Below are 22,369 nucleotides of genomic sequence, written 5' to 3'. Positions count from 1 at the left end.
GAATGGTTCGCCGCCGACTGGACCTCGGGAGATACCATCATGACCAGCTTCAAGAAGACCGCGACCGCCGCTCTGGCCGCCCTCACCCTCTCCACCGCCATTCTCGCCGGCGCGGGCAGCGCCGAAGCGTATCCGCGCCATCGCGGCCATGGCTGGGGCGTCGGCGCCGGCATCGTCGGAGCGCTCGCCGTCGGCGGCCTGCTCGCGGCCTCCGCCAACCGCGCCTATGCCGAGCCCGTCTATGAGGAGGATGCTCCGGTGCGTCGCTGCGAGATGGTCGAGCGCGTCAACCGCTTCGGCGAGGTCGTCGGCTACCGCAAGGTCTGCTCGCTCTACTGAGTGGCAAGCATGGCCCGCATTGATCCGGCCCCTCGCTTCCCCCGAGGGGCCGGAGGGTGTTTGATATTCATACTCGGACCCACGTCGTCATTCCGGGGCAGGCCGAAGGCCTGAGCCCGGAACCCATATCCTCAGGTGCAGACGGGCAAAGTGCGACGCTGGTCGCGCCCTCACTGGCAACCGCAGTGGTTGGGTTCCAGGCTCGACCCTACGGGTCGCCCCGGAATGACGGCGTGTTTCCAACTCAATTGATCGCGCTCTAAGCCCCGGCCTCCGCGAACTGCGCCAGGGTCGAAGGGCCCGAGCGTGTCTGCCAGAGTGCGATCAAGCGCTCGGCGTTCTCGTCAGGCAGCAAGCTGCTGTCGAACTCGGCGTCGTAGGCGCAGTAGGCGTGGATGGCGTGATAGTCCCGGCGGGCATCGCCGATCGGTCGATCGGCTCTGGCGATCTCGCGGCGTTCGAGCTCCTCCAATGAGCAATGGATGCCGACGAAGAACACGTCATATCCTTTCAAAAGCCGGGCGGTTCGCTGCAGCCAGTCGCGATTCTCCATGATGTATTCGACGATGAGATTGTTGCCGCAGTCGAGATAGGCGGTCAGCGACCGTTCGAAGCCGGCAAAGAAACCAACCCGGATCTCAGCCCATTTGAATTCGCCGCTCTTGATGCGGGCGGATGGCAGGACGCCGGCATCCCGCAAATGGTCGATGGAGATGTGCCAGAAGGGCTCGCCGATCCTGGCCTGGACAGCGCGGGCGAGGGTGGATTTCCCGCTGCTGGAGGCACCGTTGAGGAGGATGACCTTTCCGACCGTCACGGTGCTGCGCTCCAATCTTTTCCGGCAGGCATCTCGTCTCTAAGCGCATCCGTCGTCGCCTCGTCCATCCTCGCCGCAATCTCCAGGTCATGGTCTGTCATTGCTGTCGCGGGATGGATCGGCGTCAGCCCATGGTCTCCGTAGAGGGTCGCCAGTGCGTCCCAGTCAGCAAGCACGATGCGGTACAAGCCGCTGTAGACAAAATTCTTCGCAGCGATTTCGACGGCCTTCTCGCGGCCTAGAAACCCTGCCGTGGCTTCAATCTCCAGCCAATTGACGATCAGGTGCAGATAAGACGACTGAGCGCTGTGGGCTCCTTCGGGAAACACGACAGGCACGTTTGGATAGCGATCCAGCAATGCCGCCCAGATCGTTTTCCAACCATCATGGTGCGCGTGCGAATACCATGTGACATACCAATGCATCTGCTCGTGCAGGTACAAGGACAGCAGCGCGGATTCTTCGCGAACCATGGTGTTCAATGTCAGAACAGGATGGCTATGCGAGATTTCGCCAGGCGCAATACGCACCCGACGCGTGTATTCGCACGGTGCCAGATCGTGCTCGGCACGCAGGCTCAAGAGCATGGTGCGGATGCGCTCCGAAACCCTTTGGGTTTCCGAAAGGTCGATCGTGACGATGTCGTTCAGCAGGACCATGAGCCGGCCTTCGCTTGTCGGCATTTGGATATGTCAGCCCTCATCATGAGGAGCAAGGCAAAGCCGTGCGTCTTGTGCGATGCTCCAGTTCGCAGCGATGGCGCCCTCTGGAACATCCTTCGAGACGCGATCCCGTTGGATCGCACCACAGGATGAGGGCTGTGGATCCAAATGCGATTGTCCTGCTGCGCAGTTCCACTCCCGCTTGACCTTCCGCGCCGCTTGCGCCTGATGTCGCGCCATGCGCCGCCCCAAACTCCTCTTCGTCGCCACGGAAGACTGGTTCTTCGCCTCGCATTTCCTGCCGATGGCGCGGGCTGCGCGCGAGCTTGATTTCGACGTCGTCGTCATCGCTCGCGAGCGTCAGCATCGCCGCGTCATCGAGGCGACGGGAGCCCGTCTGATCGCGCTGGAGGCCGAGCGCCGCAGCCTCGATCCGCGCGCGCTTTACCGCCAGATCGCGGCGCTGAAGCGCCTGATCGAGGCCGAGCGGCCCGACATCCTGCATTGCATCGCCTTGAAGCCGATCGTGCTCGCCGGCCTCGCCGGCAAGCTCGCGGGGGTCGAGCGCCGCGTTTATGCGTTGACTGGGTTGGGCTTCCTCGGCGCCAAGCAGGGTCTGGTCGCGGGTGCGGCGCGGCTGGCCGTGCGGTTCTGGCTGCGCGCGGCGATCGACGGGCCGCAAACCCGCTTCCTGTTCGAGAACCCTGACGATCCCGTCTCGCTGGGCTTCGATCCGCAGGATGCAGGCAAGGTTGCGATCGTCGGCGGCGCGGGCGTCGACCCCTTGATCCTGATGCCGGAGCCGATGCCGGCGACCCCCCCGCTCAAGGTCGCGCTGGTTGCGCGCATGCTCTGGTCGAAGGGCGTCGACCTTGCGGTCGAGGCGGTGCGGTTGGCGCGGGCGGAGGGCGCGCGCGTCGAGCTCACGGTGCATGGCGCGCCCGACCCGTCCAATCCCAAGGCGATTCCCGAGGCGACACTGCAGCAATGGGCGGCCCGGCCGGGCATCAACTGGGCCGGCCCGACACGCGATATCGAGGGCGTCTGGCGCCAGCACCATCTCTGCATTCTGCCCTCGCGCGGCGGCGAGGGTTTGCCACGCACGATCCTGGAAGCGGCCGCCTGCGGCCGCGCGATTCTGACCACGGATGTGCCGGGCTGCCGCAGCTTCGTCCGCGACGGGCGCGACGGGATCGTGGTGCCCGCCGACGACACCGCTGCGCTCGCCAAGGCGCTGATCACCTTCGCCGGCGCCCCGGCGCTGGCCGAGCGCATGGGCACGAGCGCGCGCGCAAGGTTGATCGACGGCTATACCGAGCGCGATGTGATGAATGCGGTCAAGGCGCTCTATCGCGGCCTGCTGGACCAACCGACGACGGAGGTCGCGGCGTGAGCGCCGTGTCCATCGAGCTCGACCGGCGCGGCTTCATCCTGGCGCAGACGCGGTTGCTGCCGGTGCCGCATGCGCCGGAGATTTCGCTCCATGTCGCCGAGGAGGCGACGGAGCTCTGGCAAAAGACCGAGGATGAGCTTGCCACCATTGGCCTGCCGCCGCCCTTTTGGGCCTTTGCCTGGGCCGGCGGACAGGCGTTGGCGCGCTATCTCATCGACCAGCCGGGACACGTGGCCGGCAAGCGCGTGCTCGACTTCGCCAGCGGTTCGGGGCTCGTGGCGATTGCCGCCGCCAAGGCCGGTGCAGCGCGGGTCGAGGCTTGCGACATCGATGCCTTCGCCGGCGAGGCAATAGGGCTCAACGCGCAGGCCAATGGCGTTCACGTCGAGGTTCTGCTCGACGATCTGATCGGCCGCGACGAGGGCTGGGACGTCATCTGCGCCGGCGATGTCTGCTATGAGCGCGCGATGGCGGAGAGCATCATTGACTGGCTCTCGCAATTGCAGGCGCGCGGCGCAACCGTGCTGATCGGCGATCCCGGTCGCAGCTATCTGCCTCGGGACAGGCTGGAGGCGCTGGCGACCTATCAGGTTCCGGTGACGCGCTCGCTGGAGGATACCGAGATCAAGCAAAGCTCGGTCTGGCGGTTGCGGTCGCAAATGTGAGGAGGCGGTGCCTTTTCCGTCATGCTCGCCCTTGTGGCGAGCATCCACGTCTTGAACACCGCACTCGATCGACGAAGACGTGGATGGTCGGGACAAGCCCGACCATGACGGGAGGAGCTGAAGCGCCTCACGCGCCATGCTTCTCGAGAAACGCCTCGACCGATAGGCTGCGGAAATCCGCCAGCGCCGTGCGCAGGCGCGCATGCTCCCAATCCCACCAGGCCAGCGCCAGCAATCGCTCGGCGATCGGCTCCGGGAAACGCCGGCGGATCGGCTTGGCCGGGTTGCCGCCGACGATGGTGTAGGGCGCGACATCCTTGGTGACGATCGCGCCGCCCGCGACCACCGCGCCGGTACCGATTTTGCGGCCGGGCAGGATGATCGCGCCATGGCCGATCCAGACATCGTGGCCGATGGTCACCGGCGTCGAGCGCCGCCAGGCGAAGAACGCGGCATCGTCCTCCGCATCGTCGAAATAGGCCGAGGCGCGATAGGTGAAATGCGATTGGCTCGCCCGCTGCATCGGGTGGTTGCCGGGGTTGATGCGGGTCATTGCCGCGATGGAGCAGAATTTCCCGATCGTCGTGTAGATGACATTGGAATCGTTCACGACATAGGAGTAGTCGTCCATCGACGACTCGACGAAGGACGTGCGCGCGCCGATTTCGGTGTAGCGTCCAAGCGTCGCCTGCCGCACCTGCGCGGTCGGGTCGATCAGAGGTTCCAATCCCAGTTTTTTGACCACGATGTCGCTTCCTTCTCAGATCGCTTCAGGATTGCCGGCCGCAGCGCCGGGAGCTCTCGTCCTCGTCGTCGGCCCGTCGGGAGCCGGCAAGGACACATTGATGGACGCCGCCCGTGCAGCACTTGCCGGTGATGCCCGGTTCCACTTTGCCCGGCGCCTGATCACGCGGCCGGCGATGGCGGGCGCCGAGGATCATGACAGCTGCTCCCAAGCCGAGTTCGCGGCGGCCGTCGCGCGCGGCGAGATGGCGCTGCATTGGGGCGCGCATGGCTTGACCTATGGCATTCCCACGACCGAACTCTCCGGCATCGCGTGCGGGCGGGGCGTGATCGTCAACATCTCGCGTGGCGTCATTCCAGTTGCCGAGCGGCTGGCCGGACGGGTGACGGTCGTCAACATCACCGCTCCGAATGCGGTGCTGGCGAAGCGGCTCGCCATGCGCGGGCGCGAGAGCGAGGCCGATATCGCAGCCCGGCTCGCCCGCGAAGCGCCCTTGCGGACGCAGAGCGCCGAGCTGGTGACGATCCAGAACGACCGTACGGTGGCGGAGGCGGCGGCGGAGTTCGTCGCGGTGCTGCGCGGGCTGATGACTGCTGGAACACCCTGAGCCCTCATCCTGAGGAGCCGCGGAGCGGCGTCTCGAAGGGTGCTCAATGAGGCTCTGGTGTCCGCTGGAGCATCCTTCGAGACGCCATTCCTGGCGGAATGGCTCCTCAGGATGAGGGCTCAGGGTATGGCCAACGCAATCGGGTTGCCCGGCCGTACCCATCACCCCAGAACGAAGCTGTCGAGCAGGCGGAAGCGGCTCTCGCGCGTGTCCTGCTTGAAGAGCGCGAGCCGGTCGATCGCGACCGGAGCCGATGGGACATGGTCGGCATAGGCCTGCGTCAGCGCCTGCTTGACTGGTGCGACCTGTTCCACCGGCAGCGAGCCGGTCAGCGTCATGTGGAAGCGGAAGGCGTCGCCGACATAAGGGTAGCCATAGGCCTCGAGATAGGCCCGGTGCGCCGGCGTCAGCGGGCTCTTGAGGCGGCGCGCCAGATCGGCCGGACTCAACGGGGCGCGGAAGGGCTCGAAGGCCTGGACGACGGAGAAGGCGAGGTTCTGCAGTGGCCGGCTCTCGGCTGATGGCGTCAGCGCCACGAAGGAGCCGAGCGCGGTGACGCTGAGACCATTGAGCGGAACCGCATCCAGCCCCGAGGCAAAATTATGCGTGAAGGCGCGCAATTGGGCTTCCTGGCGACCGACGGCCAGTTCGAACGGGGCCTTCAGCGTCGCGTGGAAGCCATAGCGCCGGGGCTCGGCGGTGAGCGTCGGCCAGCTTTCCGCGTCGCAGCCGGCCGGGACCGTGAAAGGCGCATCCGCGGCCGTGATCGCGTCATAGCCAAGCGTCGCGCTGCCGAAGCGCCAGAGTGCGCTGTCGGCGGCGGGGGCGTAATAGAGGGCGTAGCGCGGCGCGGTCAAAATGCCCGCTCGCCCTTCGACCAGACAGCGGCGAGCACCGGCGTCGCGCCCAGCACCTTGAAGCGCACGAGGTCGGCGCGCAGGCCGGGCTTGAGGTGGCCGCGATCCCTGAGGCCGAGGATGTCGGCGACCTTCCAGGTCACCATGCCCATGGCGTGCGGCAAGCTGATGCCATGGCTGGCATGGAGCTTCAGCACGGCCTGGAGCAGGCTTGCCGGGACATAATCGGAGGAGAGCCCGTCGAGCAGGCCCTTCTCGGCCAGCTCTGCGACCGAGACGCCGCCGGAATGCGAGCCGCCGCGCACCACGTTTGGCGCGCCCGCGACGGTTGCGAGCCCGCGCTGCTTGGCGGCTTCCGCAGCTTCGATCGTGGTCGGGAATTCCGAGATCACGGCGCCAGACGCAATGCCGGCCTCGACATGTTCGAGCGTGGTGTCGTCATGGGTCGCGATCGGGATGCCGCGCGAGCCGAACATCTCGACGACGGCGCTCCAGTTGCGCGAGACATTGGCCGCGCCCTCCGACTGGCGGACGACGACATCGGCCTCGAACTCGGCCTCGGTCTTGCCGTTGCCCATGGCGTAGGTCTTGAGATGGTCGATGTTGCGCCATTGCCGCTGGCCGGGCGTGTGGTCCATCAATGAGACGAGCTGGACGAGCTCATCCTCCTGATAGGGCTCGATGTCCTTGAGCAGGTCGGGGCTCGTCAGTTCGCAGCGCATATGGATGCGGTGGTCGATGCGGAAGACGTTTTCGCGCCGGCCCTCGGCCAGCGCCTTCATCACATCGGCGAAGATGTCCTTGCGGTAGTCCTTGGCCGAGAAGGGCGTGCCGGCGCAGATCGCGTCATAGACGGTGGTGACGCCGGCCGCCGCCATCTGCGCGTCATGGACGAGGGCGGCCGCAAGCCCGTTCGGCCAGAACACCTTCGGCCGGGGCATGAAGTGCTTTTCCATATTGTCGGTGTGCATCTCGACGAGACCCGGCGCGACATAGTCGCCGTTCACGTCGATGGCGCCCGGCAGGGATGACTTGCCCTGATCGACCGATGTGATGCCGGTCTCGTCGAAGGCGATTGTGCCGGAGACGACATCGTTCTCGAGGATCAGTCTGGCGTTGGTGAGAACGGTTTGCATCAGGCGGCCTTTCTGAAATCGGTGATGTCGAGATAGCGCGTGGCGACGGCCTCGCGCACCGCCTCATCATGGAAGATACCGACGATGGCGCAGCCTTTAGCACGGGCCTCCGCGATCAGCGCGACCACGATGTCGCGGTTGGCGGCGTCGAGCGAGGCGGTCGGCTCGTCGATCAGCATGATCGGCGAGGGATCGACGAAGGAGCGGGCGATGTTGACGCGCTGCTGCTCGCCGCCGGAGAAGGTCGCCGGCGCGAGCCCCCAGAGCCGTTCGGGCAGGTTGAGCCGCGCCAGCATGGCCTTGGCGCGCTCGCTCGCTTCCAGGGCGTCGACGCCACGGGCGAGCAGCGGGTCGCGCACAATGTCGAGCGCCGAGACGCGCGGGATCACGCGCAGGAACTGCGAGACGAAGCCGAGCGTGCGGCGGCGGATGTCGAGCACGGTGCGCGGCACGGCCGAGACGATGTCGATCTGGCGTCCGGCATGGGTGATGGCGATCATGCCCGCGCTTGGCCGGTAATTGCCGTAGAGGATGCGCAGCAGGCTAGATTTGCCCGCGCCCGAGGCGCCCGCCAGCACCAGCGCCTCGCCGGCGGCGACGCTGAAATTGACGTTGTCGAACACCGGCAAGCGGACGCCGCCCTGATTGTGCAGGGTGAAATGCTTGGCGACGTTCTCGACGTGAATCATCGTGGTCATGATGTCAGTGCCTTGTGCGGGCGGAGTGACGAGGGTGTGACGGGCGGGCGTCACACACTCAGCACCGCCGAAGTCAGAAGCTGCGTATAGGCGTGGTGCGGATCGTCCAGCACCTGGTCGGTCAGGCCCTGCTCGACGACGCGGCCGTCCTTCATCACCATCAAGCGGTCGGTGAGGAGCCGCGCCACTGCGAGGTCGTGGGTGACGATGATGGCGGCGAGGCCGAGATCGCGCACCAGGACGCGCAGGAGGTCGAGCAGGCGGGCCTGCACGGACACGTCGAGGCCGCCTGTCGGCTCGTCCATGAAGACGAGGCGCGGTTCGGAGACCAGTACGCGGGCGATCTGCAGGCGCTGCTGCATGCCGCCCGAGAACTGGCGCGGCCGGTCGTCGATACGGTTCTCGGCGATCTCGACGCGCTGGAGCCAGTCGAGCGCGCGCTCGCGGATCTTGCCGTAATGCCGGTCGCCGCGATCCATCAGGCGCTCGCCGACATTGCCGCCGGCCGAGACATCCATGCGCAATCCGTCGCGCGGGTTCTGGTGGACGATGCCCCAGGCGGTGCGCATCAGGCGGCGGCGCTCCTGCTCGGCCACCGAATAGATGTCGAGCGGCTGGCCCGAGCCGCGGAACAGCACCTCGCCCTGGTCGGGCCGGTCGATGCCTGCAAGGCAGCGCAGCAAGGTCGACTTGCCCGAGCCGGATTCGCCGACGATGCCGAGCACCTCGCCCGGCCAGAGGTCGAAGGAGACGTCCTGGCAGCCGATACGCTCGCCATAGAAGCGGCTGACGCCGGCGACGGAGAGCAGCGGCTCGGGATCGAGCTTCGCCTCGGGGGGAGACACGTGGACGGTCATGGCTTCATTTCCTCCACCAGATGCAGCGCCGAGGCGTCGGCCAGCATCGTGCCGCGATGACCGGCCTGCCGCCGGGTCTCGCAATGATGGCTGTCGGAGCAGACGAACATGCGTCCGCCCTTGTCGTCGGTGACGACCTCGTCGAGATAGCTGTCGGTCGCGCCGCAAAGCCCGCAGGGCTCGTTCCAGCTCTGGATACGGAAGGGGTGATCCTCGAAATCGAGGCTCTTCACGCTGGTATGCGGCGGCAGGGCGTAGATGCGCTTCTCGCGACCGGCGCCGAAGAGCTGCAGGGCGGGAGACATGTGCATCTTGGGATTGTCGAATTTCGGGATCGGCGAGGGCGCCATGACATAGCGGCCATTGACCATGACCGGGTAGTCATAGGTCGTGGTCACCTCGCCGAAGCGGGCGATGTTCTCGTAGAGCTTGACCTGCATCAGCCCGTATTCGGCCCAGGCGTGCATCTTGCGCGTCTCGGCCTCGCGCGGCTCGAGCCGGCGCAGGGGCTCGGGCGTCGGCACCTGATAGACCATGATCTGGCCTGCCTTGAGCGGCGCTTCCGGGATGCGGTGGCGGGTCTGGATGATCGTCGCCTCCTCCGTCGCCTCGGTGGTGCGGGCATTGGCCGTGCGCTCGAAGAAGCGCCGGATCGAGACGGCGTTGGTGGTGTCGTCGGCGCCCTGGTCGATCACCTTCAGCGTGTCGTCGGGGCCGATGATCGCGGCCGTGACCTGGATGCCGCCGGTGCCCCAGCCGCGCGCCAGCGGCATCTCGCGCGAGCCGAACGGCACCTGGTAGCCCGGCACCGCGACGGCCTTGAGCAAGGCGCGACGGATCATCCGCTTGGTCTGCTCGTCGAGGTAAGCGTAATTATAAGCCGGCTTTGCATTGTCGGCCGGGAGCGTCTGATGAGCGGTCATTCGGCTGCCTCCGGCAGGGTGTCTTGTTCGCGCGCCAGTCGCTGCTCGCGCTCGCGGGTGATGCGGCGGATCAGTTCGAGCTCGCCCTGGAAATCGACGTAATGCGGCAGCTTGAGATGCTCGACGAAGCCGGCCGCCTCGACATTGTCGGAGTGGTAGAGCACGAACTCGTCCTGCTGGGCCGGGTAGTTGGCGGCCTCGCCGAATTCGCGGCATTTCAGCGCCCGGTCGACCAACGACATCGACATCGCCTTGCGCTCGGAATGGCCGAAGGAGAGCCCGTAGCCGCGGGTGAATTGCGGGGCGACATCCTTCGAGCCCTGGAACTGGTTGACCATCTGGCACTCGGTCAGGGTGATCTCGCCGAGATCGACGGAAAAGCCGAGCTCCTCCGGCACGAATTCGACAGAGACCTCGCCGACCCTGATCTCGCCGACGAAGGGGTGGTTGCCGCCATAGCCGCGCTGCACGGAGTAGCCGAGCCCGAGCAGGAAGCCCTCATCGCCACGCGCCATCGCCTGCAGGCGGACATCGCGATCGGCCGGGAAGGAGACCGGCTCGCGGGTGAGGTCGAAGGGGCGCGGATCGCCCTCGGGCGGGGTCTCAGCCTCCATCAACCCCTCCGCGCCGAGAATGTCGGGGACGCGGGGCATGGCGGTGTCGAGGCCGTCGGCAGTGGGCAGTCGGCAGTCGGGATTTGCGCCTGAAGACGATTGCCTACTGCCTACTGCCGACTGCCCCTCATCCATCAACCCAAAATCGAACAGCCGGTGCGTGTAGTCATAGGTCGGTCCGAGCACCTGCCCGCCCGGCAGGTCCTTATAGGTCGCCGAAATCCGCCGCCGGATCGCCATCTGCGCGGTATCGACCGGCTCGGAGGAGCCGAAGCGCGGCAGCGTCGTGCGATAGGCACGCATCAGGAAGGCGGCCTCGATCGCGTCGCCCTGCGCCTGTTTCAATGCCAGCGCCGCAAGGTCGAGGTCGTAGAGGGAGCCCTCGTTCATGACGCGGGCGCAAGCCAGGCCCTGCTGCTCGCGGATCTGCGCGACCGTGAGTTCCGGCACGGCCTCATCGCCGCGCCGCGCTTCCGCGATCAGATCATGCGTGGCGAGGATCGCGGCCTCGCCGCCTTTAACCGCGACATACATTAAGCCGTCTCCTCGATCTGCGTGGTGCGCGGCAGGCCGATCAGGGCGTCGCCGCAGCTGAGGATGAGATCGACGCCCAGCGGATAGAGCTCGGCATTGGCCGCAACCTCAGCCCAGAAGCCGGGGCGCAAGCCCTGCGGGGCGATGCTGCGGCTGCCGGCAATGCCGGGGCCGCTCAGGGTCACGCTCTCGCCGCCGGTGAGCGCGGCGCATTGCACGAGCACCGTCGCGGAACGATCGGGGAACTGGTCGTGACCGGGGTCGAAGGCGGCGAGCGGCGGGGCTGCGCTCGCGCCGTCGATGACTGCGAAGGCCCCCCCGGCGGGAGCGTCCAGGATCGCCGCGCCGCAATGAAAGCGCAGCCAGGCGCCGGCCGGGCCGTCGCGCAGCTGTTGCGGCAGGAAGATCGGCGTCTCGTAATCGGCCAATGTCAGCAAGGCGGTCGCGGTCGCGGCGCAAAGCCCGTCCGGCGGCAGGATCGCGCCGGACACTGTCTGCAGGGTGCCGGGCTCGGACAAGGCCGCGAGCACGGCGCGAAAGGCGGCTTGCGACTGGAAGACCGGATCAGTGAAACCGGCTGCGATCAGGTTTTCGGTCTGCATCACGCGCCCCTGACCAGAGTGAAGAAATCGACCTTGGTGGCGGCCGCCTTGCGCGAGGCGCGGTCGCGCGCCGCGGCCTGCGTCGCGGCGAGCAGCGTCACGCCGGCGAGAAGCGCGCCATCGGCATCCTCGCCCTGCAATCTGGCGTCGAGGATCGCGGCGAGGCGCGCCTTGCGGCCGTCGCGGCCGAGCGCATAGGAGAAACCCATTGCGCCGTTCTCCAGCCTGACGACGCAGCGGGTCACCGTCGCCTCGCCGAGGTTGAAGCGCCGCCCGGCGCCGCCGGCGCGGCCCTCGACCATCACCGTGCCGGTCTCGGGCGCCTTGAGGATTTCATGGGCCGGCAGTGCGGCCCCAACCAATGTCTCGATCTCGCCGCGCGAGGCGCGGGCGAGGATCGCCATCCAGCGTTGCCGCGCGCTCGTCTTGTCCGGATCTGTGTCGGTCATCATCATGCGCCGTCTGGTCACTCGCTAATGTCTAGACTATGATAGGTCGATCGCCGGGAAAGGTCTATACATTTTGGATGAAATTTTGATGACGGGCGCTGCGCCGGATCCGGCCGAGACCGTCGAGGAGCACGGCACGGCCTGGCGCCGCATCGCGGGTGAGCTGGAAAGCGCGATCGGCCGCGGCGAATACGCCGTCGGGGATACGCTGCCGGCCTCGGTCGTGTTGGCTGAGCGCTATGGCGTGCATCGCCACACGGTGCGCCAGGCCTTCCGCCATCTGGCCGAGCAGGGGCTGGTCACGGTCGCACGCGGCCGCGGCACCCAGGTCAGCGCGCGGCGCGTGCCCTATCCGATCGGCCGGCGTGTCAGCATGCGCACCAATTTCGGCAAGCTCGGTATCGTCGGCTCGAGCGAGACGCTGTCGACGGCGATGGTAACGGGCGATGCCGAGACCTGCGCGCAACTCGGCCTGGAGGCGGGCGCGCCGCTGTGGCGGCTCGAAGGCCTGAGCCGTGCCGATGGTACGCCGATGGGAACAGGCACGCATTGGCTCTCGGTCGAGCGCTTCCCGGATTTCGACCGCGTCTTCCGCGAGGCGGGCGCCTCGATGACGGCGGCGTTCAAGGCCGTCGGCATCGACGATTATGTCCGACTCTCCACGCGCTTGACCGCGCGGCTCGCCAGCGAGCGCGAGGCGCTCCTGCTCGAGATCGCACCCGGCGCTGCCGTGATGGTTTCGGCGGCGACCGACGCCTTGCCGGACCTGACGCCGATCCATCTGGTCAGCAGCGTCTTCGCCGGCGAACGCATGGAAATGGTGGTCGAGCCGTTCAAGGAGTGAGGCTGCTCTTCTGCTCTTGGCGAGAGAAGGGCAGAGGGTGGCGCGGCTCCCATTATCGTCATGGTCGCCCTTGTGGCGACCATCCACGTCTTCGTTCGGCGAGGGCAGTGTTCAAGACGTGGATGCTCGCCACAAGGGCGACCATGACGGCGTGGTTCCGAAGATTGCCGGAGAAAGCGCTTAAACCGCCCGTTGCCCGATGATCGCGAAACGCAGTTTGCTGGAGAGGAAGTCGATGGCGGTCACGGCCGCCAGGATCAGCAGGATCAGGAAGGAGACCTGCTGCCATTCCAGCGTGCGGATGGTCTCGGCCAGGTAAAGCCCGATGCCGCCGGCGCCGACGATACCGATGATGGTCGAGGAGCGGGTGTTGGATTCGATGTAGTAGAGCACCTGGCTCGCGATCACCGGCAGCACCTGCGGAATCAGACCGAAACGGATCTCGTGGAGCTTGCTGCCGCCCAGCGAGGTCACGCCCTCGACCGGCTTGCGGTCGGCCGATTCGATCGCCTCGGAGTAGAGCTTGCCGAAGGCGCCGAGATCGCTGGTCATGATCGCGAGCATGCCGGCGAAGGGGCCGAGGCCCACGACATTGACCCAGATCAAGGCCCAGATCAGTGCATCAACCCCGCGCACCGTGTCGAGCGAGCGCCGCGCCAGGAAATGCACGACGCGGTTGGCGACGACATTCTTGGCGGCGATGAAGCCGAGCGGAAAGGCGAAGATCGCGGCCAGGATCGTGCCGAGGAAGGCGATCGCGATCGTCTCGAACAGCGCCTTCACGAAGAGCATGGCGCGTGCCAGCGAGCCGGGGTCGGGCGGCAGCATCAGGGCGACGAAGATGCCGAGATTGTTGAGGCCGTGGATGATCTTCCAGATCGAGACCTCGAGCGTCGTCAGCCCGTAGAGGAACAGGCCGGTGAGACCGACGATGACGGCGATCGTGATCAGGCGCGTCTTCAGCGAACCGTCGATCGCGGCCTTGTGGCGGGCGACGAGCGCGGTGCGGTCGTTGGCGGAGAGAGCGAGCGTCATCGGCCGTGCTCCAGGCTGAGAAGGGCGTGGCGCAGCCGCTCGGTGCCGTAGTCGATCAGCATCACGGTGACGATGATCAGAAGCAGGATGGCGCTGATGTCGGTGAAGTAGAATTTGCGGATGGCCTCGATCAGGTCCTGGCCGATGCCGCCGGCGCCGACGAAACCCATGATCGAGGCGCCGCGGACATTGATCTCGAAGCGCAGCAGCGAATAGCTGGCGAAATTGGAGAGGACTTGCGGCACCACGGCAAAGCGGATGATCTGCCACCAGCCGGCTCCTGTCGCGGTCATGCCATCGACCGGCTTCATGTCGATGTTCTCGACCACTTCGGAGAACAGCTTGCCCATGGCGCCCATGGTGTGGATCGCGATGGCGAGCACGCCGGGCAGCGGTCCCAGACCGAAGGCGATGACGAAGATCAGCGCGAAGACGATCTCGGGGACGGTGCGGGAGAATTCGAGGAACCGGCGGGTAGCGAAGCGCAAGACACGCGATTTGCCGAGATTGGCGGCGGCGACGAAGCAGAGCAGGAAACCGGCGAGCGCACCCAGGATCGTGCCGGTATAGGCGATCAGGATGGTCTGCCAGAGCAGCTTGAGCCAGCCCTTGATGCCCCAGAACCATTCGGCCATGTCGGCGCCGAACGTCGCGAAGCGCAAGCTCGGCATGGTCTCGAGGATGTATTTCGGGAAGCGCCAGGCGTTCTCGACGAATTTTCCGGGGTCGACCTCGGAGCCGAGCGCCGCGAGCCAGACGCAGACCAGGAAGATCGCAGCGCCGATCAGCGTCTGCCGGCGCTTCGCCGACATGGCGCGGCGATAGCTCTCGACATGGGCATGGATCGCAGGGTCGTTGCGGTCGATCGCGAGGGTCATGGGAATTGCGAATCCGTTGCCGGTTGGGCGCGGGGAACCCCTCTCCTGTAAGGAGAGGGGCAGGGGTGAGGTGTCGGCCGTTGGGGCAGTGGAGCGCCGACATGGCAGCGGGCTGCGGTGAGGTTACGGCCAAGGCGTCAAGCGGCCGACCCCTCACCCTGCCCTCTCCCTCCGGGAGAGGGTTCCCCGCGCCTTTTCCGGCAAAGCCAAAGCTTACGAGGACTTCTTCTTGCGGAGCGCGTCGACGAACTTGTTCAGCTCGATGATCGGGTCGTAGGCCTTGTTGTCGACGGCGACGAGCGGGCCCTGCTTGCCCTCATAGATCTTGTCGAAGGCGACCTTGTCCTTGGTGGCGAGGTTCAACACCGCGTCGCGGATCGTGGCCTTGAGCGGCTCCGGCAGGTCCGAGAGATAGGCCATCGGCGAGTTCACGATCTGCGCGGATTTGTAGATGATCCGGAAATCCTCGGCCTTGACCATGTTCTTGCGGGCCATGCGCAGGAGGTTGGATTCCTGCTCATCGTTCCACCAGTTGGCGGCGATGTCGACGGTGCCCTGGCCGAGCGCGATCACGGCGTTCTCATGGCTGCCGGTGTAGACGACCTTGGAGAAATAGGTCTCGGGCTCGATCTTCATGCCGTCGAGCGCGAAGCGCGGCACGTTGTTGCCCGAGGTCGAGTTCGGGTCGACGAGGCCAAGATTCTTGCCCTTGAGATCCTCGATCTTCTGATAGGGCGAATCCTTCTTCACGTAGAAGACCGAGTAGTAGCCCTTGGTGCCGTCGAGATTGGTCTCGATCGCGAAGGCGTCGATCTTGGCGCCGGTCATCAGGGCGCGGGCGAAGGAGGAGGGGCCGTACATGCCGATATGGATGTTGCCGGCGCGCTGGCCCTCGATCAGGGCGGCATAGTCGCTGGCGATGCGCAGCGTGACCTTGGTGCCGAGCTCCTTGGCGAGATAGTTGACGAAGGGGGTGTAGCGCTCGACGACGCCGGACGCGTTCTCGGCCGGGATGATGGCGAAGATGATCTCGGGATATTTCGCCTTCCAGTCCTGGGCGAAGGCAGGCGCCGCGAGCGAGGCGGCGAAGGCCGCGGTCGCGAGGGTGAGCGTATGACGACGGGTCAGCATGGTGAGCTCCTGTTGCGGGTTCATTGAGTTGTCTGGGCGGGCGTTCCCGACCGGGCTGGCCCGGTCAGGCGACGTTCTGCTTGGCGCGCTGGGCCTCGGAGGCCGCGATGGCATCAAGCGCATCGAGCGCCTCGGCGCCGGCATCCTTGGCCTCGATGCCGTAGAGCTCGGCCGCGATCTCGGTGGTCAGAGCGTGGGGCGGGCCATCGAAGACGATCTTGCCGGCAGCCATGCCGATCAGGCGGTCACAATATTTCGAGGCGATATCGAGATGATGCAGGTTGCAGACGACGGTGATGCCGTCCTCGCGATTGATGCGGAACAGCGCATCCATCACGACCTGGGTGTTGCGCGGGTCGAGCGAGGCGATCGGCTCGTCGGCGAGGATGACCTTGGGCTCCTGCACCAAGGCACGTGCAATGGCGACGCGTTGCTGCTGTCCGCCCGACAGCGTCTCGGCGCGCTGGGCAAGCAGATGGCCCATGTCGAGCCGCTCGAGCGCGGCGATGGCGCGGATCTTGTCATCCTGCGAGAAGCTCTTGACCAGGGTCAGGGCCGCCGAGCGATGGTTCAGCCGGCCGAGCAGGACATTGGTGAGGACGTCGAGGCGGCCGACGAGATTGAACTGCTGGAAGATCATCGCCGTGTCGCGGCGCCAGGCCCGCAAGGCGGCGCCCTTCAGCGCGGTCACGTCGCGCTCCTCGCAGACGATGCTGCCGCTGGTCGCGTCGGCGAGGCGGTTGAGCATGCGCAGCAGCGTCGACTTGCCGGCGCCGGAGCGGCCGATGACGCCGACCATCTCGCCCTTGGGGATGGACAGCGTGACGTTGTCGACGGCGTTCTTGTCGCCGAAGCGTTTGGTCAGGCCTTCGATGCGCAGCATGCCGGGCTCCCGCTCGCAAACCAAGCGCGACATCGCCCGGGGCGGCCGAGGGCCGTCCGGGGTCGCGCTTTCGAACGGGATGATCAGCTAGCCAGCTGAGATGACAGGGCGGTGACAGGGGGAGGGGCTGTCGCCAGCCGCTACAACCCCAATCCCGTCAGCCCTGGATGATCCGTCGGCCTGATCCGCCGCTCCCAGAGGAATTTGCGGTCGCCCTGCTGGATCGGCACGTCGTTGATGCTGGCCTCACGCCGGCGCATCAGGCCGTTCTCATCGAATTCCCATTGCTCGTTGCCATGCGAACGGAACCAGTTTCCGGCATCGTCATGGTGCTCATAGGCAAAGCGCACGGCGATGCGATCGTTGTGGAAGGCCCAGACCTCCTTGATCAGGCGGTATTCAATCTCCTTGGCCCATTTGCGCTCGAGGAAGGCGATGATCGCCTCGCGGCCCGAGAAGAACTCGGCCCGGTTTCGCCAGCGGCTGTCCTGGGTATAGGCGAGGGAGACACGCTGCGGGTCGAGCGAGTTCCAGGCGTCCTCGGCCATGCGGGCCTTCTGGGCGGCGGTCTCGGCCGTGAAAGGCGGCAGGGGCGGGCGTTGCTGCGACATCTCGGCTCCTCCGGTGAAGGGTGGATCAGAGGAGGAAACCGCAGCCCGCGCAATCGCTCTCCGCAATCTCTTGGAAAAGCGGGTTCCGCTCAGGCCGGCGCGACGCCGCGCAGGAGCATCTCGACGCAGGAGCGGACATAGGCCTTGCGCTCGCCGGCGGGGATGGCGGGCATGCCGAGCAGTCCGCGAACCTGATGGAAGCCGCGCAACATGCCGATGAACTGCTCGGCCATGCGCCTGGCCTGCGCATGGGAGATGGGTTGCGCCAGCCCGTCACGCAGTTGTGATCGCTGCACCAGCAGGGCTGCGAGGTCGCTGATCATGCGCTCGACGCCGGCCTCATAGGCGGTTCGTCCGAGGTCTGGAAAGCGCGCGGCCGCGCTCAGCACCAGCCGGTGCAGATCGAGCGCCGCGGGGTGCAGCATCGTCGCCAGCGTATCCTCTCCAAGACGGATCAGGATGCTCGCCAGATCGGCGCCGGCCTTGCGCGGCTTGCGCAGCGGAATCGTCAACTTTTCAGTGAGTTCGGCGCAGATCGCGCGGAACAGCGCCTGCTTGTCGGTGAAGTGGCTGTAGATGGTCTGCTTGGAGACGCCGGCGCGATGGGCGATCTGGTCGAGGCTGGCGCGCTCGAAGCCTTCGGCCAGGAACATCTCGGCTGCGGCCTTGGTGATGGCGCTATGCTTGTCGGGTCGCGAAAGCTCGGCAGGCATGCGCACATAGTCCTGCGCATCCGTCGACGTGGCCCGGAGAGAGTTGGCCTCAGACATGCTTCCGCCCACAAAGGCCCTTATCAGACTGGACCGTCCAGTCTAGATTAGGACCGCGATCCCGGAGCGTCCAGTGTCATGAAGCGGTTTGTCCTACTCATCCTGATCGCCGGTCTGGCGGGTGGCAGCTATTATGGCTACCGCAGCTATCAGGCCAGCCTGCAGCCGACGCAGGCCCGTGCGGCTGCTCCGCCGCCGGCCGGCGTGCCGGTCGAGATCGGCAAGATCGAGGTTACGACCGTCTATGAGGAGGTCGAGGCCCTGGGCACGCTCGCCGCCGACGAATCGGTGGTGATCGCCCCCGAGATCGCGGGCCGCGTCATCGCGCTCGGCTTCAAGGAGGGCGAGCGCGTCCAGAAGGGCCAGGAGCTGGTCAAGCTCGACACAGCCATCCTCGACGCCGAACTCAAGCAGTTGCAGGCGGATCTGAGCCTGGCGCGCGACACCTTCCAGCGCAACCAGTCGCTGGTCCAGCGCGGTGCCGGCACGCAGGTCGCGCTCGAACAGGCGACCGCCCAGCTCGCCTCCAACGAGGCTCGCGTCCAGCTCTCCCAGGCCAAGCTGGCGCAGTCGACCCTGATCGCGCCGTTCCATGGCGTCGTCGGCCTGCGTTCGGTCAGCGTCGGCGACTATGTCTCGGTCGGCAAGCAGTTGATCACCCTGACCAATATCGACCCGATCAAGGTCGATTTCCGCGTGCCCGAGATCTTCCTCGCCCGGGTCAAGGTCGGACAGACCATTCAGGTGAAGCTCGACGCCGTGCCGGGACGAGACTTTGCCGGCAAGATTTTTGCGATCGATCCGGTCGTCGACGTCAATGGCCGCGCCATCCGCCTGCGCGCCACGATCCCCAATGCCGATCTCTTGCTGAAGCCGGGCCTCTTTGCCCGCATCGTCATCGTCATCGACCAGCGCGAGAACGCGCTGGTCATTCCCGAGACTGCGGTGGTGCCCGACGGTGTCGGCAAGATCGTCTACGTCGTCGAGAACGGCAAGGCCAAGCGCGTCTCGGTCGAGCTCGGCAAGAGGCTGCCGGGCAAGGTCGAGATCGTGAAGGGGCTGACCCCCCAGATGCAACTCGTCAGCGCCGGCCAGATGCGCCTGCGCGACGGCGCGACGGTGGCGATCAAGAACGCTCAACCGGTGTTGCGGACCAGCGCGGCTGAAACCGCTCCAGTGAGCGCCCTGCGATGAGCCTGTTCGAGCTCTTCGTCCGCCGGCCCGTCCTCTCGACGGTCCTGAGCCTGCTGGTCATCCTGATCGGCGCCGTCTCCTATACGCGCCTGACGGTTCGCGAATATCCCAATATCGACGAGCCGATCGTCTCGGTGCGCACGACCTATACCGGCGCCTCGGCCGAGATCATCGAGACGCAGGTCACGCAGATCCTGGAGAACTCGATCGCCGGTATCGAGGGCATCGAGATCATCTCCTCGACCAGCCGGCAGGAGAGCAGCAACATCTCGGTGCGCTTCCGCCCGGATGTCGATCCCGATGTCGCCGCCTCCGATGTGCGCGACCGCGTCAGCCGTGTGCGCGGCCGCATGCCCACCGAGATCGACGAGCCGATCATCGCCAAGGTCGAGGCCGACGCCCAGCCGATCATGTATCTCTCGCTGATCAGCTCGCGTCACAACCCGCTCGAACTGACCGATTTCGCCGACCGCTTCATCACCGACCGCGTCCAGAACATCACCGGCGTCGCCGAGGTCCGCATCCAGGGCGAGCGCCGCTACGCCATGCGGATCTGGCTCGATCGCGCCCGGATGGCGGCCTACACCATCACCGTGCAGGAGATCGAGGCGGCGCTGCGGGCGCAGAATGTCGAGATCCCGTCCGGCCGCATCGAGAGCAACAATCGTGAATTCACGGTGCTCTCGCAGACCAGCCTGACGACGCCTGAGCAGTTCGAGCAGATCGTGGTCAAGGACGCCAACGGCTTCCCGGTCAAGCTGCGCGATGTCGCCAAGGTCGAGCTCGGCGCGCTCGCCGAGCGCAACGCCGCCTGGTTCTCCGGCAAGCCCTCGGTCACGATCGGCATCGTCAAGCAGGCGACGGCGAACCCACTCGACGTCTCGGCCGGCATCCGCGCCGCTCTGCCCGAGATCATCGACGATCTGCCTGACGGCATGGGGATCGAGACGTCCTACGACACCTCGATCTTCATCGATCGCTCGATCGAGGCCGTCTATCGGACGGTCGGCGAGGCGGTTCTCCTCGTCGTGCTGATCATCTTCCTGTTCCTGCGCTCGGCGCGCGCGACGCTGATCCCGCTGGTCACGATTCCGGTTTCGCTGATCGGCTCCTTTGCGCTGATGTATGCCTTCGGCTTCACGGTGAACACGCTGACGCTGCTCTCGATGGTGCTCGCCATCGGCCTCGTCGTCGACGACGCCATCGTCGTGCTGGAGAATGTCCACCGTCACATCGAGGACGGCATGGAGGCCAACAAGGCGGCGGTGCGCGGCATCAACGAGATCGCCTTCGCCGTCATCGCGATGACGCTGACGCTGGTCGCGGTCTATGCGCCGATGGCGTTCTCGACCGGGCGCACCGGCAAGCTCTTCGTCGAATTCGCCTTGACGCTTGCTGGCGCCGTGCTGGTCTCGGGCTTCGTCGCACTGACGCTGACGCCGATGATGTGCGCCAAGCTGCTCAAGCATGAAAGCTCGCATGGGCGGCTCTACAACCTGCTCGAAGCCGGATTCGAGGCGATGTCGCGCGGCTATCGCCGCTCGCTGCGGGCGGCGCTCGCGATACGCCCGGTCATCGTGCTGCTGGCGCTCTGTGTCGCCGGCGGCAGCTATTACTTCTTCACGCATCTGCGTTCGGAGCTCGCGCCGGTCGAGGATCGCGGCTCGATCACCGCGATCGGCGTGGCGCCCGAAGGTGCGACGCTGGCCTTCACCGCCGATTATGCGCGCCGCGTCGAGGAGTTCTTCTCCAAGCTGCCGGAGGTGCAGAACTACCTCGTCATCGTCGGTTTCCCCGATGTGACGCGCGCCATCGCCTTTGCCCGGCTGAAACCCTGGGAGGAGCGCACGCGCAAGCAGCAGGACATCGTCACCGAGATCAACAAGGGGCTCTCGCAGATCCCCGGCATCCGGCTCTTTGCGACGAACCCGCCCTCGCTCGGCCAGGGCGGCGCCAACAGCAAGCCGGTCGAGTTCGTGTTGCGCTCGTCGGAGCCTTACGAGCAGATCAAGGGCTATGTCGACCAGGTTCTGGCGGAGGTCGCGGGCTCACCGGTGCTGACCAACGTCGAATCCAACCTGATCCTCGACAAGCCGCAGCTCAGGGTCTCGATCGACCGTCAGCGCGCCGCTGATCTCGGGGTCGGCGTCGATGTGATCGGGCGCACCATGGAGACGCTGCTGGGTGGCCGGCAGGTGACGCGCTTCAACATGAATGGCGAGCAATACGACGTCGTCGTCCAAGTCGCCGGCCAGGATCGCAACACGCCCCAGGCGATGCAGTCGATCTATCTGATGGGCCGCAACGGTGTGACGGTGCAGCTGTCGAGCCTGGTCTCGATCGAGGAGAACGTCGCTCCCAAGGAACTGATCCGCTTCAACCAGCTGCGCTCCGCCACCATCACGGCGGTGCCGGGGCCGGGTTATTCGCTGGGCGATGCGCTCAGCGTGCTGGAGCAGGCCTCGGCCAAGGTGCTGCCGAAGACGGTGCAGATCGACTATTCCGGCCAGAGCCGCGAGTTCAAGCAGTCGGGCTCGTCGATCGCGATCGTCTTCCTGCTGGCTCTGGGCTTCATCTATCTGGTGCTGGCGGCGCAGTTCGAGAGCTTCATTGATCCGGTCGTGATCATGGTCTCGGTGCCGCTCTCGCTGACGGGCGCGCTTGCAGCCTTGTACTTCACCGGCGGCACCATGAACGTCTACAGCCAGATCGGCCTGATCACGCTGGTCGGCCTCATCACCAAGCACGGTATCCTGATCCTCGAATTCACCAACCAGTTGCGTGAAGAGGGCAAGGAGATGGTCGATGCTTTGGTCGAGGCGGCGGAATTGCGCCTGCGGCCGATCCTGATGACGACGGGCGCGATGGTGCTTGGCGCGCTGCCGCTTGCTTTGGCGCATGGCGCTGGCGCGGAAAGCCGCTCGCAGATCGGCTGGGTCATCGTCGGCGGCATGAGCTTCGGCACGCTCTTGACGCTCTATGTAGTGCCGGTCGCCTATACCTATCTGGCACGGGTGAAGCGCTCGGTGCACGGACATGCGGTGCACGAGCCGCATCCGGCACCGGCGGAGTAGTCGGCGCTTCCCCGTCATTGCGAGGAGCGCAGCGACGAAGCAATCCAAGGG

The 22,369-nt window shown here is 66.1% G+C and carries 24 protein-coding genes; 7 read left to right on the top strand and 17 right to left on the bottom strand.

Annotated elements, in window-relative coordinates; genetic code table 11:
• Positions 1-39: 39 nt before the first annotated feature.
• Positions 40-339: a hypothetical protein gene (locus tag BHK69_RS29225; RefSeq protein WP_148663624.1), complete on the top strand. Its 300-nt coding sequence runs from the start codon at positions 40-42 to the stop codon at positions 337-339.
• A gap of 259 nt (positions 340-598) precedes the next feature.
• Here the strand turns inward: BHK69_RS29225 and BHK69_RS29220 are convergent, their stop codons facing one another.
• Positions 599-1,156, bottom strand: a complete 558-nt coding sequence (locus BHK69_RS29220; RefSeq protein WP_069694057.1) for a chloramphenicol phosphotransferase CPT family protein — start codon at positions 1,154-1,156, stop codon at positions 599-601.
• Complete coding sequence (locus tag BHK69_RS29215) at positions 1,153-1,815, bottom strand: hypothetical protein (protein WP_148663623.1); 663 nt, start codon at positions 1,813-1,815, stop codon at positions 1,153-1,155. Before BHK69_RS29215 ends, BHK69_RS29220 begins: the two co-directional genes overlap by 4 nt.
• A 241-nt stretch (positions 1,816-2,056) precedes the next feature.
• Here BHK69_RS29215 and BHK69_RS29210 point away from each other — a divergent pair, with 241 nt between their 5' ends.
• On the top strand, positions 2,057-3,211 hold the full coding sequence (locus tag BHK69_RS29210; RefSeq protein ID WP_069693177.1) for a glycosyltransferase family 4 protein: 1,155 nt from the start codon (positions 2,057-2,059) through the stop codon (positions 3,209-3,211).
• A 5-nt stretch (positions 3,212-3,216) separates the two neighbouring features.
• Positions 3,217-3,876, top strand: a complete 660-nt coding sequence (locus BHK69_RS29205) for a class I SAM-dependent methyltransferase (RefSeq protein ID WP_069694056.1) — start codon at positions 3,217-3,219, stop codon at positions 3,874-3,876.
• Between the two features lie 127 nt (positions 3,877-4,003).
• Here the strand turns inward: BHK69_RS29205 and BHK69_RS29200 are convergent, their stop codons facing one another.
• Positions 4,004-4,624 (bottom strand): transferase hexapeptide repeat family protein, encoded by a 621-nt coding sequence (locus tag BHK69_RS29200; RefSeq protein ID WP_069693176.1) that lies wholly within the window; start codon positions 4,622-4,624, stop codon positions 4,004-4,006.
• Between the two features lie 28 nt (positions 4,625-4,652).
• On the opposite strand from BHK69_RS29200, the gene phnN reads away from it, so the two are divergent.
• Positions 4,653-5,228 (top strand): phosphonate metabolism protein/1,5-bisphosphokinase (PRPP-forming) PhnN, encoded by a 576-nt coding sequence (gene phnN, locus BHK69_RS29195; protein ID WP_425285539.1) that lies wholly within the window; start codon positions 4,653-4,655, stop codon positions 5,226-5,228.
• A gap of 161 nt (positions 5,229-5,389) precedes the next feature.
• Here the strand turns inward: phnN and BHK69_RS29190 are convergent, their stop codons facing one another.
• Genes BHK69_RS29190 through phnG form a run of 8 tightly spaced genes read right to left on the bottom strand, consistent with a single transcriptional unit; the run spans position 5,390 to position 11,898 of the window.
• The gene (locus tag BHK69_RS29190) at positions 5,390-6,085 is read right to left on the bottom strand and encodes a DUF1045 domain-containing protein (protein ID WP_158516294.1); all 696 of its coding nucleotides are present in this window, start codon (positions 6,083-6,085) and stop codon (positions 5,390-5,392) included.
• Complete coding sequence (locus BHK69_RS29185) at positions 6,082-7,221, bottom strand: alpha-D-ribose 1-methylphosphonate 5-triphosphate diphosphatase (RefSeq protein ID WP_069693173.1); 1,140 nt, start codon at positions 7,219-7,221, stop codon at positions 6,082-6,084. Before BHK69_RS29185 ends, BHK69_RS29190 begins: the two co-directional genes overlap by 4 nt.
• Positions 7,221-7,919, bottom strand: a complete 699-nt coding sequence (gene phnL / locus BHK69_RS29180) for a phosphonate C-P lyase system protein PhnL (protein ID WP_069693172.1) — start codon at positions 7,917-7,919, stop codon at positions 7,221-7,223. Before phnL ends, BHK69_RS29185 begins: the two co-directional genes overlap by 1 nt.
• Before the next feature lie 50 nt (positions 7,920-7,969).
• A complete protein-coding gene (phnK, locus tag BHK69_RS29175) occupies positions 7,970-8,776 on the bottom strand; it encodes a phosphonate C-P lyase system protein PhnK (RefSeq protein WP_069693171.1) in 807 nt (268 codons plus the stop codon).
• Complete coding sequence (locus BHK69_RS29170; protein WP_069693170.1) at positions 8,773-9,699, bottom strand: alpha-D-ribose 1-methylphosphonate 5-phosphate C-P-lyase PhnJ; 927 nt, start codon at positions 9,697-9,699, stop codon at positions 8,773-8,775. The genes phnK and BHK69_RS29170 overlap by 4 nt, the downstream gene beginning before the upstream one ends.
• Complete coding sequence (locus BHK69_RS29165) at positions 9,696-10,847, bottom strand: carbon-phosphorus lyase complex subunit (RefSeq protein ID WP_069693169.1); 1,152 nt, start codon at positions 10,845-10,847, stop codon at positions 9,696-9,698. The genes BHK69_RS29170 and BHK69_RS29165 overlap by 4 nt, the downstream gene beginning before the upstream one ends.
• Positions 10,847-11,449, bottom strand: a complete 603-nt coding sequence (gene phnH / locus BHK69_RS29160; RefSeq protein WP_069693168.1) for a phosphonate C-P lyase system protein PhnH — start codon at positions 11,447-11,449, stop codon at positions 10,847-10,849. Before phnH ends, BHK69_RS29165 begins: the two co-directional genes overlap by 1 nt.
• The gene (gene phnG / locus BHK69_RS29155) at positions 11,449-11,898 is read right to left on the bottom strand and encodes a phosphonate C-P lyase system protein PhnG (RefSeq protein ID WP_069694055.1); all 450 of its coding nucleotides are present in this window, start codon (positions 11,896-11,898) and stop codon (positions 11,449-11,451) included. The genes phnH and phnG overlap by 1 nt, the downstream gene beginning before the upstream one ends.
• A gap of 88 nt (positions 11,899-11,986) precedes the next feature.
• Between phnG and phnF the strand changes: the two genes are divergently transcribed.
• On the top strand, positions 11,987-12,742 hold the full coding sequence (gene phnF / locus BHK69_RS29150) for a phosphonate metabolism transcriptional regulator PhnF (protein ID WP_069693167.1): 756 nt from the start codon (positions 11,987-11,989) through the stop codon (positions 12,740-12,742).
• 180 nt (positions 12,743-12,922) lie between these two features.
• On the opposite strand, the gene phnE (BHK69_RS29145) is transcribed toward phnF, so the two are convergent.
• The 6 genes from phnE (BHK69_RS29145) to BHK69_RS29120 all read right to left on the bottom strand — a co-directional run bounded on the left by phnE (BHK69_RS29145) (position 12,923) and on the right by BHK69_RS29120 (position 17,993).
• Positions 12,923-13,777: a phosphonate ABC transporter, permease protein PhnE gene (gene phnE, locus BHK69_RS29145; RefSeq protein ID WP_069693166.1), complete on the bottom strand. Its 855-nt coding sequence runs from the start codon at positions 13,775-13,777 to the stop codon at positions 12,923-12,925.
• Positions 13,774-14,655: a phosphonate ABC transporter, permease protein PhnE gene (phnE, locus tag BHK69_RS29140; RefSeq protein WP_069693165.1), complete on the bottom strand. Its 882-nt coding sequence runs from the start codon at positions 14,653-14,655 to the stop codon at positions 13,774-13,776. Before phnE (BHK69_RS29140) ends, phnE (BHK69_RS29145) begins: the two co-directional genes overlap by 4 nt.
• A gap of 213 nt (positions 14,656-14,868) precedes the next feature.
• Positions 14,869-15,786 carry a phosphonate ABC transporter substrate-binding protein gene (gene phnD, locus BHK69_RS29135; protein WP_069694054.1) on the bottom strand — a complete coding sequence of 306 codons (918 nt, stop codon included), beginning with the start codon at positions 15,784-15,786 and terminating at the stop codon, positions 14,869-14,871.
• Between the two features lie 64 nt (positions 15,787-15,850).
• Entirely contained in the window at positions 15,851-16,669 is an 819-nt protein-coding gene (gene phnC / locus BHK69_RS29130; protein WP_069693164.1) for a phosphonate ABC transporter ATP-binding protein, read from the bottom strand.
• 140 nt (positions 16,670-16,809) lie between these two features.
• Positions 16,810-17,280 (bottom strand): nuclear transport factor 2 family protein, encoded by a 471-nt coding sequence (locus BHK69_RS29125; protein ID WP_069693163.1) that lies wholly within the window; start codon positions 17,278-17,280, stop codon positions 16,810-16,812.
• Positions 17,281-17,369: 89 nt separating this feature from the next.
• Positions 17,370-17,993 (bottom strand): TetR/AcrR family transcriptional regulator, encoded by a 624-nt coding sequence (locus tag BHK69_RS29120; protein ID WP_158516293.1) that lies wholly within the window; start codon positions 17,991-17,993, stop codon positions 17,370-17,372.
• 135 nt (positions 17,994-18,128) lie between these two features.
• Between BHK69_RS29120 and BHK69_RS29115 the strand changes: the two genes are divergently transcribed.
• Together BHK69_RS29115 and BHK69_RS29110 are read left to right on the top strand one after the other, a co-directional pair.
• A complete protein-coding gene (locus BHK69_RS29115) occupies positions 18,129-19,244 on the top strand; it encodes an efflux RND transporter periplasmic adaptor subunit (RefSeq protein ID WP_069693161.1) in 1,116 nt (371 codons plus the stop codon).
• Complete coding sequence (locus tag BHK69_RS29110) at positions 19,241-22,318, top strand: efflux RND transporter permease subunit (protein ID WP_069693160.1); 3,078 nt, start codon at positions 19,241-19,243, stop codon at positions 22,316-22,318. The genes BHK69_RS29115 and BHK69_RS29110 overlap by 4 nt, the downstream gene beginning before the upstream one ends.
• Positions 22,319-22,369 lie beyond the last annotated feature (51 nt).

The sequence above is a fragment of the Bosea vaviloviae genome (genome assembly GCF_001741865.1).
Classification (GTDB): domain Bacteria; phylum Pseudomonadota; class Alphaproteobacteria; order Rhizobiales; family Beijerinckiaceae; genus Allobosea; species Allobosea vaviloviae.
This window is presented reverse-complemented; position numbering and strand designations above follow the sequence as displayed.

Excerpts from the sequence above, each read along its gene's own strand:
- BHK69_RS29210 (WP_069693177.1), top strand. The coding sequence starts at position 2,057 with ATGCGCCGCCCCAAACTCCTCTTCGTCGCCACGGAAGACTGGTTCTTC.
- BHK69_RS29125 (WP_069693163.1), bottom strand. The coding sequence starts at position 17,280 with ATGTCGCAGCAACGCCCGCCCCTGCCGCCTTTCACGGCCGAGACCGCC.
- phnK (WP_069693171.1), bottom strand. The coding sequence starts at position 8,776 with ATGACCGTCCACGTGTCTCCCCCCGAGGCGAAGCTCGATCCCGAGCCG.
- BHK69_RS29115 (WP_069693161.1), top strand. The coding sequence starts at position 18,129 with ATGAAGCGGTTTGTCCTACTCATCCTGATCGCCGGTCTGGCGGGTGGC.
- BHK69_RS29225 (WP_148663624.1), top strand. The coding sequence starts at position 40 with ATGACCAGCTTCAAGAAGACCGCGACCGCCGCTCTGGCCGCCCTCACC.
- BHK69_RS29120 (WP_158516293.1), bottom strand. The coding sequence starts at position 17,993 with ATGCCTGCCGAGCTTTCGCGACCCGACAAGCATAGCGCCATCACCAAG.
- phnL (WP_069693172.1), bottom strand. The coding sequence starts at position 7,919 with ATGACCACGATGATTCACGTCGAGAACGTCGCCAAGCATTTCACCCTG.
- phnE (WP_069693165.1), bottom strand. The coding sequence starts at position 14,655 with ATGACCCTCGCGATCGACCGCAACGACCCTGCGATCCATGCCCATGTC.
- phnE (WP_069693166.1), bottom strand. The coding sequence starts at position 13,777 with ATGACGCTCGCTCTCTCCGCCAACGACCGCACCGCGCTCGTCGCCCGC.
- phnC (WP_069693164.1), bottom strand. The coding sequence starts at position 16,669 with ATGCTGCGCATCGAAGGCCTGACCAAACGCTTCGGCGACAAGAACGCC.
- phnF (WP_069693167.1), top strand. The coding sequence starts at position 11,987 with ATGACGGGCGCTGCGCCGGATCCGGCCGAGACCGTCGAGGAGCACGGC.
- BHK69_RS29170 (WP_069693170.1), bottom strand. The coding sequence starts at position 9,699 with ATGACCGCTCATCAGACGCTCCCGGCCGACAATGCAAAGCCGGCTTAT.
- phnH (WP_069693168.1), bottom strand. The coding sequence starts at position 11,449 with ATGCAGACCGAAAACCTGATCGCAGCCGGTTTCACTGATCCGGTCTTC.
- BHK69_RS29110 (WP_069693160.1), top strand. The coding sequence starts at position 19,241 with ATGAGCCTGTTCGAGCTCTTCGTCCGCCGGCCCGTCCTCTCGACGGTC.
- BHK69_RS29185 (WP_069693173.1), bottom strand. The coding sequence starts at position 7,221 with ATGCAAACCGTTCTCACCAACGCCAGACTGATCCTCGAGAACGATGTC.
- BHK69_RS29165 (WP_069693169.1), bottom strand. The coding sequence starts at position 10,847 with ATGTATGTCGCGGTTAAAGGCGGCGAGGCCGCGATCCTCGCCACGCAT.
- phnD (WP_069694054.1), bottom strand. The coding sequence starts at position 15,786 with ATGCTGACCCGTCGTCATACGCTCACCCTCGCGACCGCGGCCTTCGCC.
- phnG (WP_069694055.1), bottom strand. The coding sequence starts at position 11,898 with ATGACCGACACAGATCCGGACAAGACGAGCGCGCGGCAACGCTGGATG.
- BHK69_RS29215 (WP_148663623.1), bottom strand. The coding sequence starts at position 1,815 with ATGGTCCTGCTGAACGACATCGTCACGATCGACCTTTCGGAAACCCAA.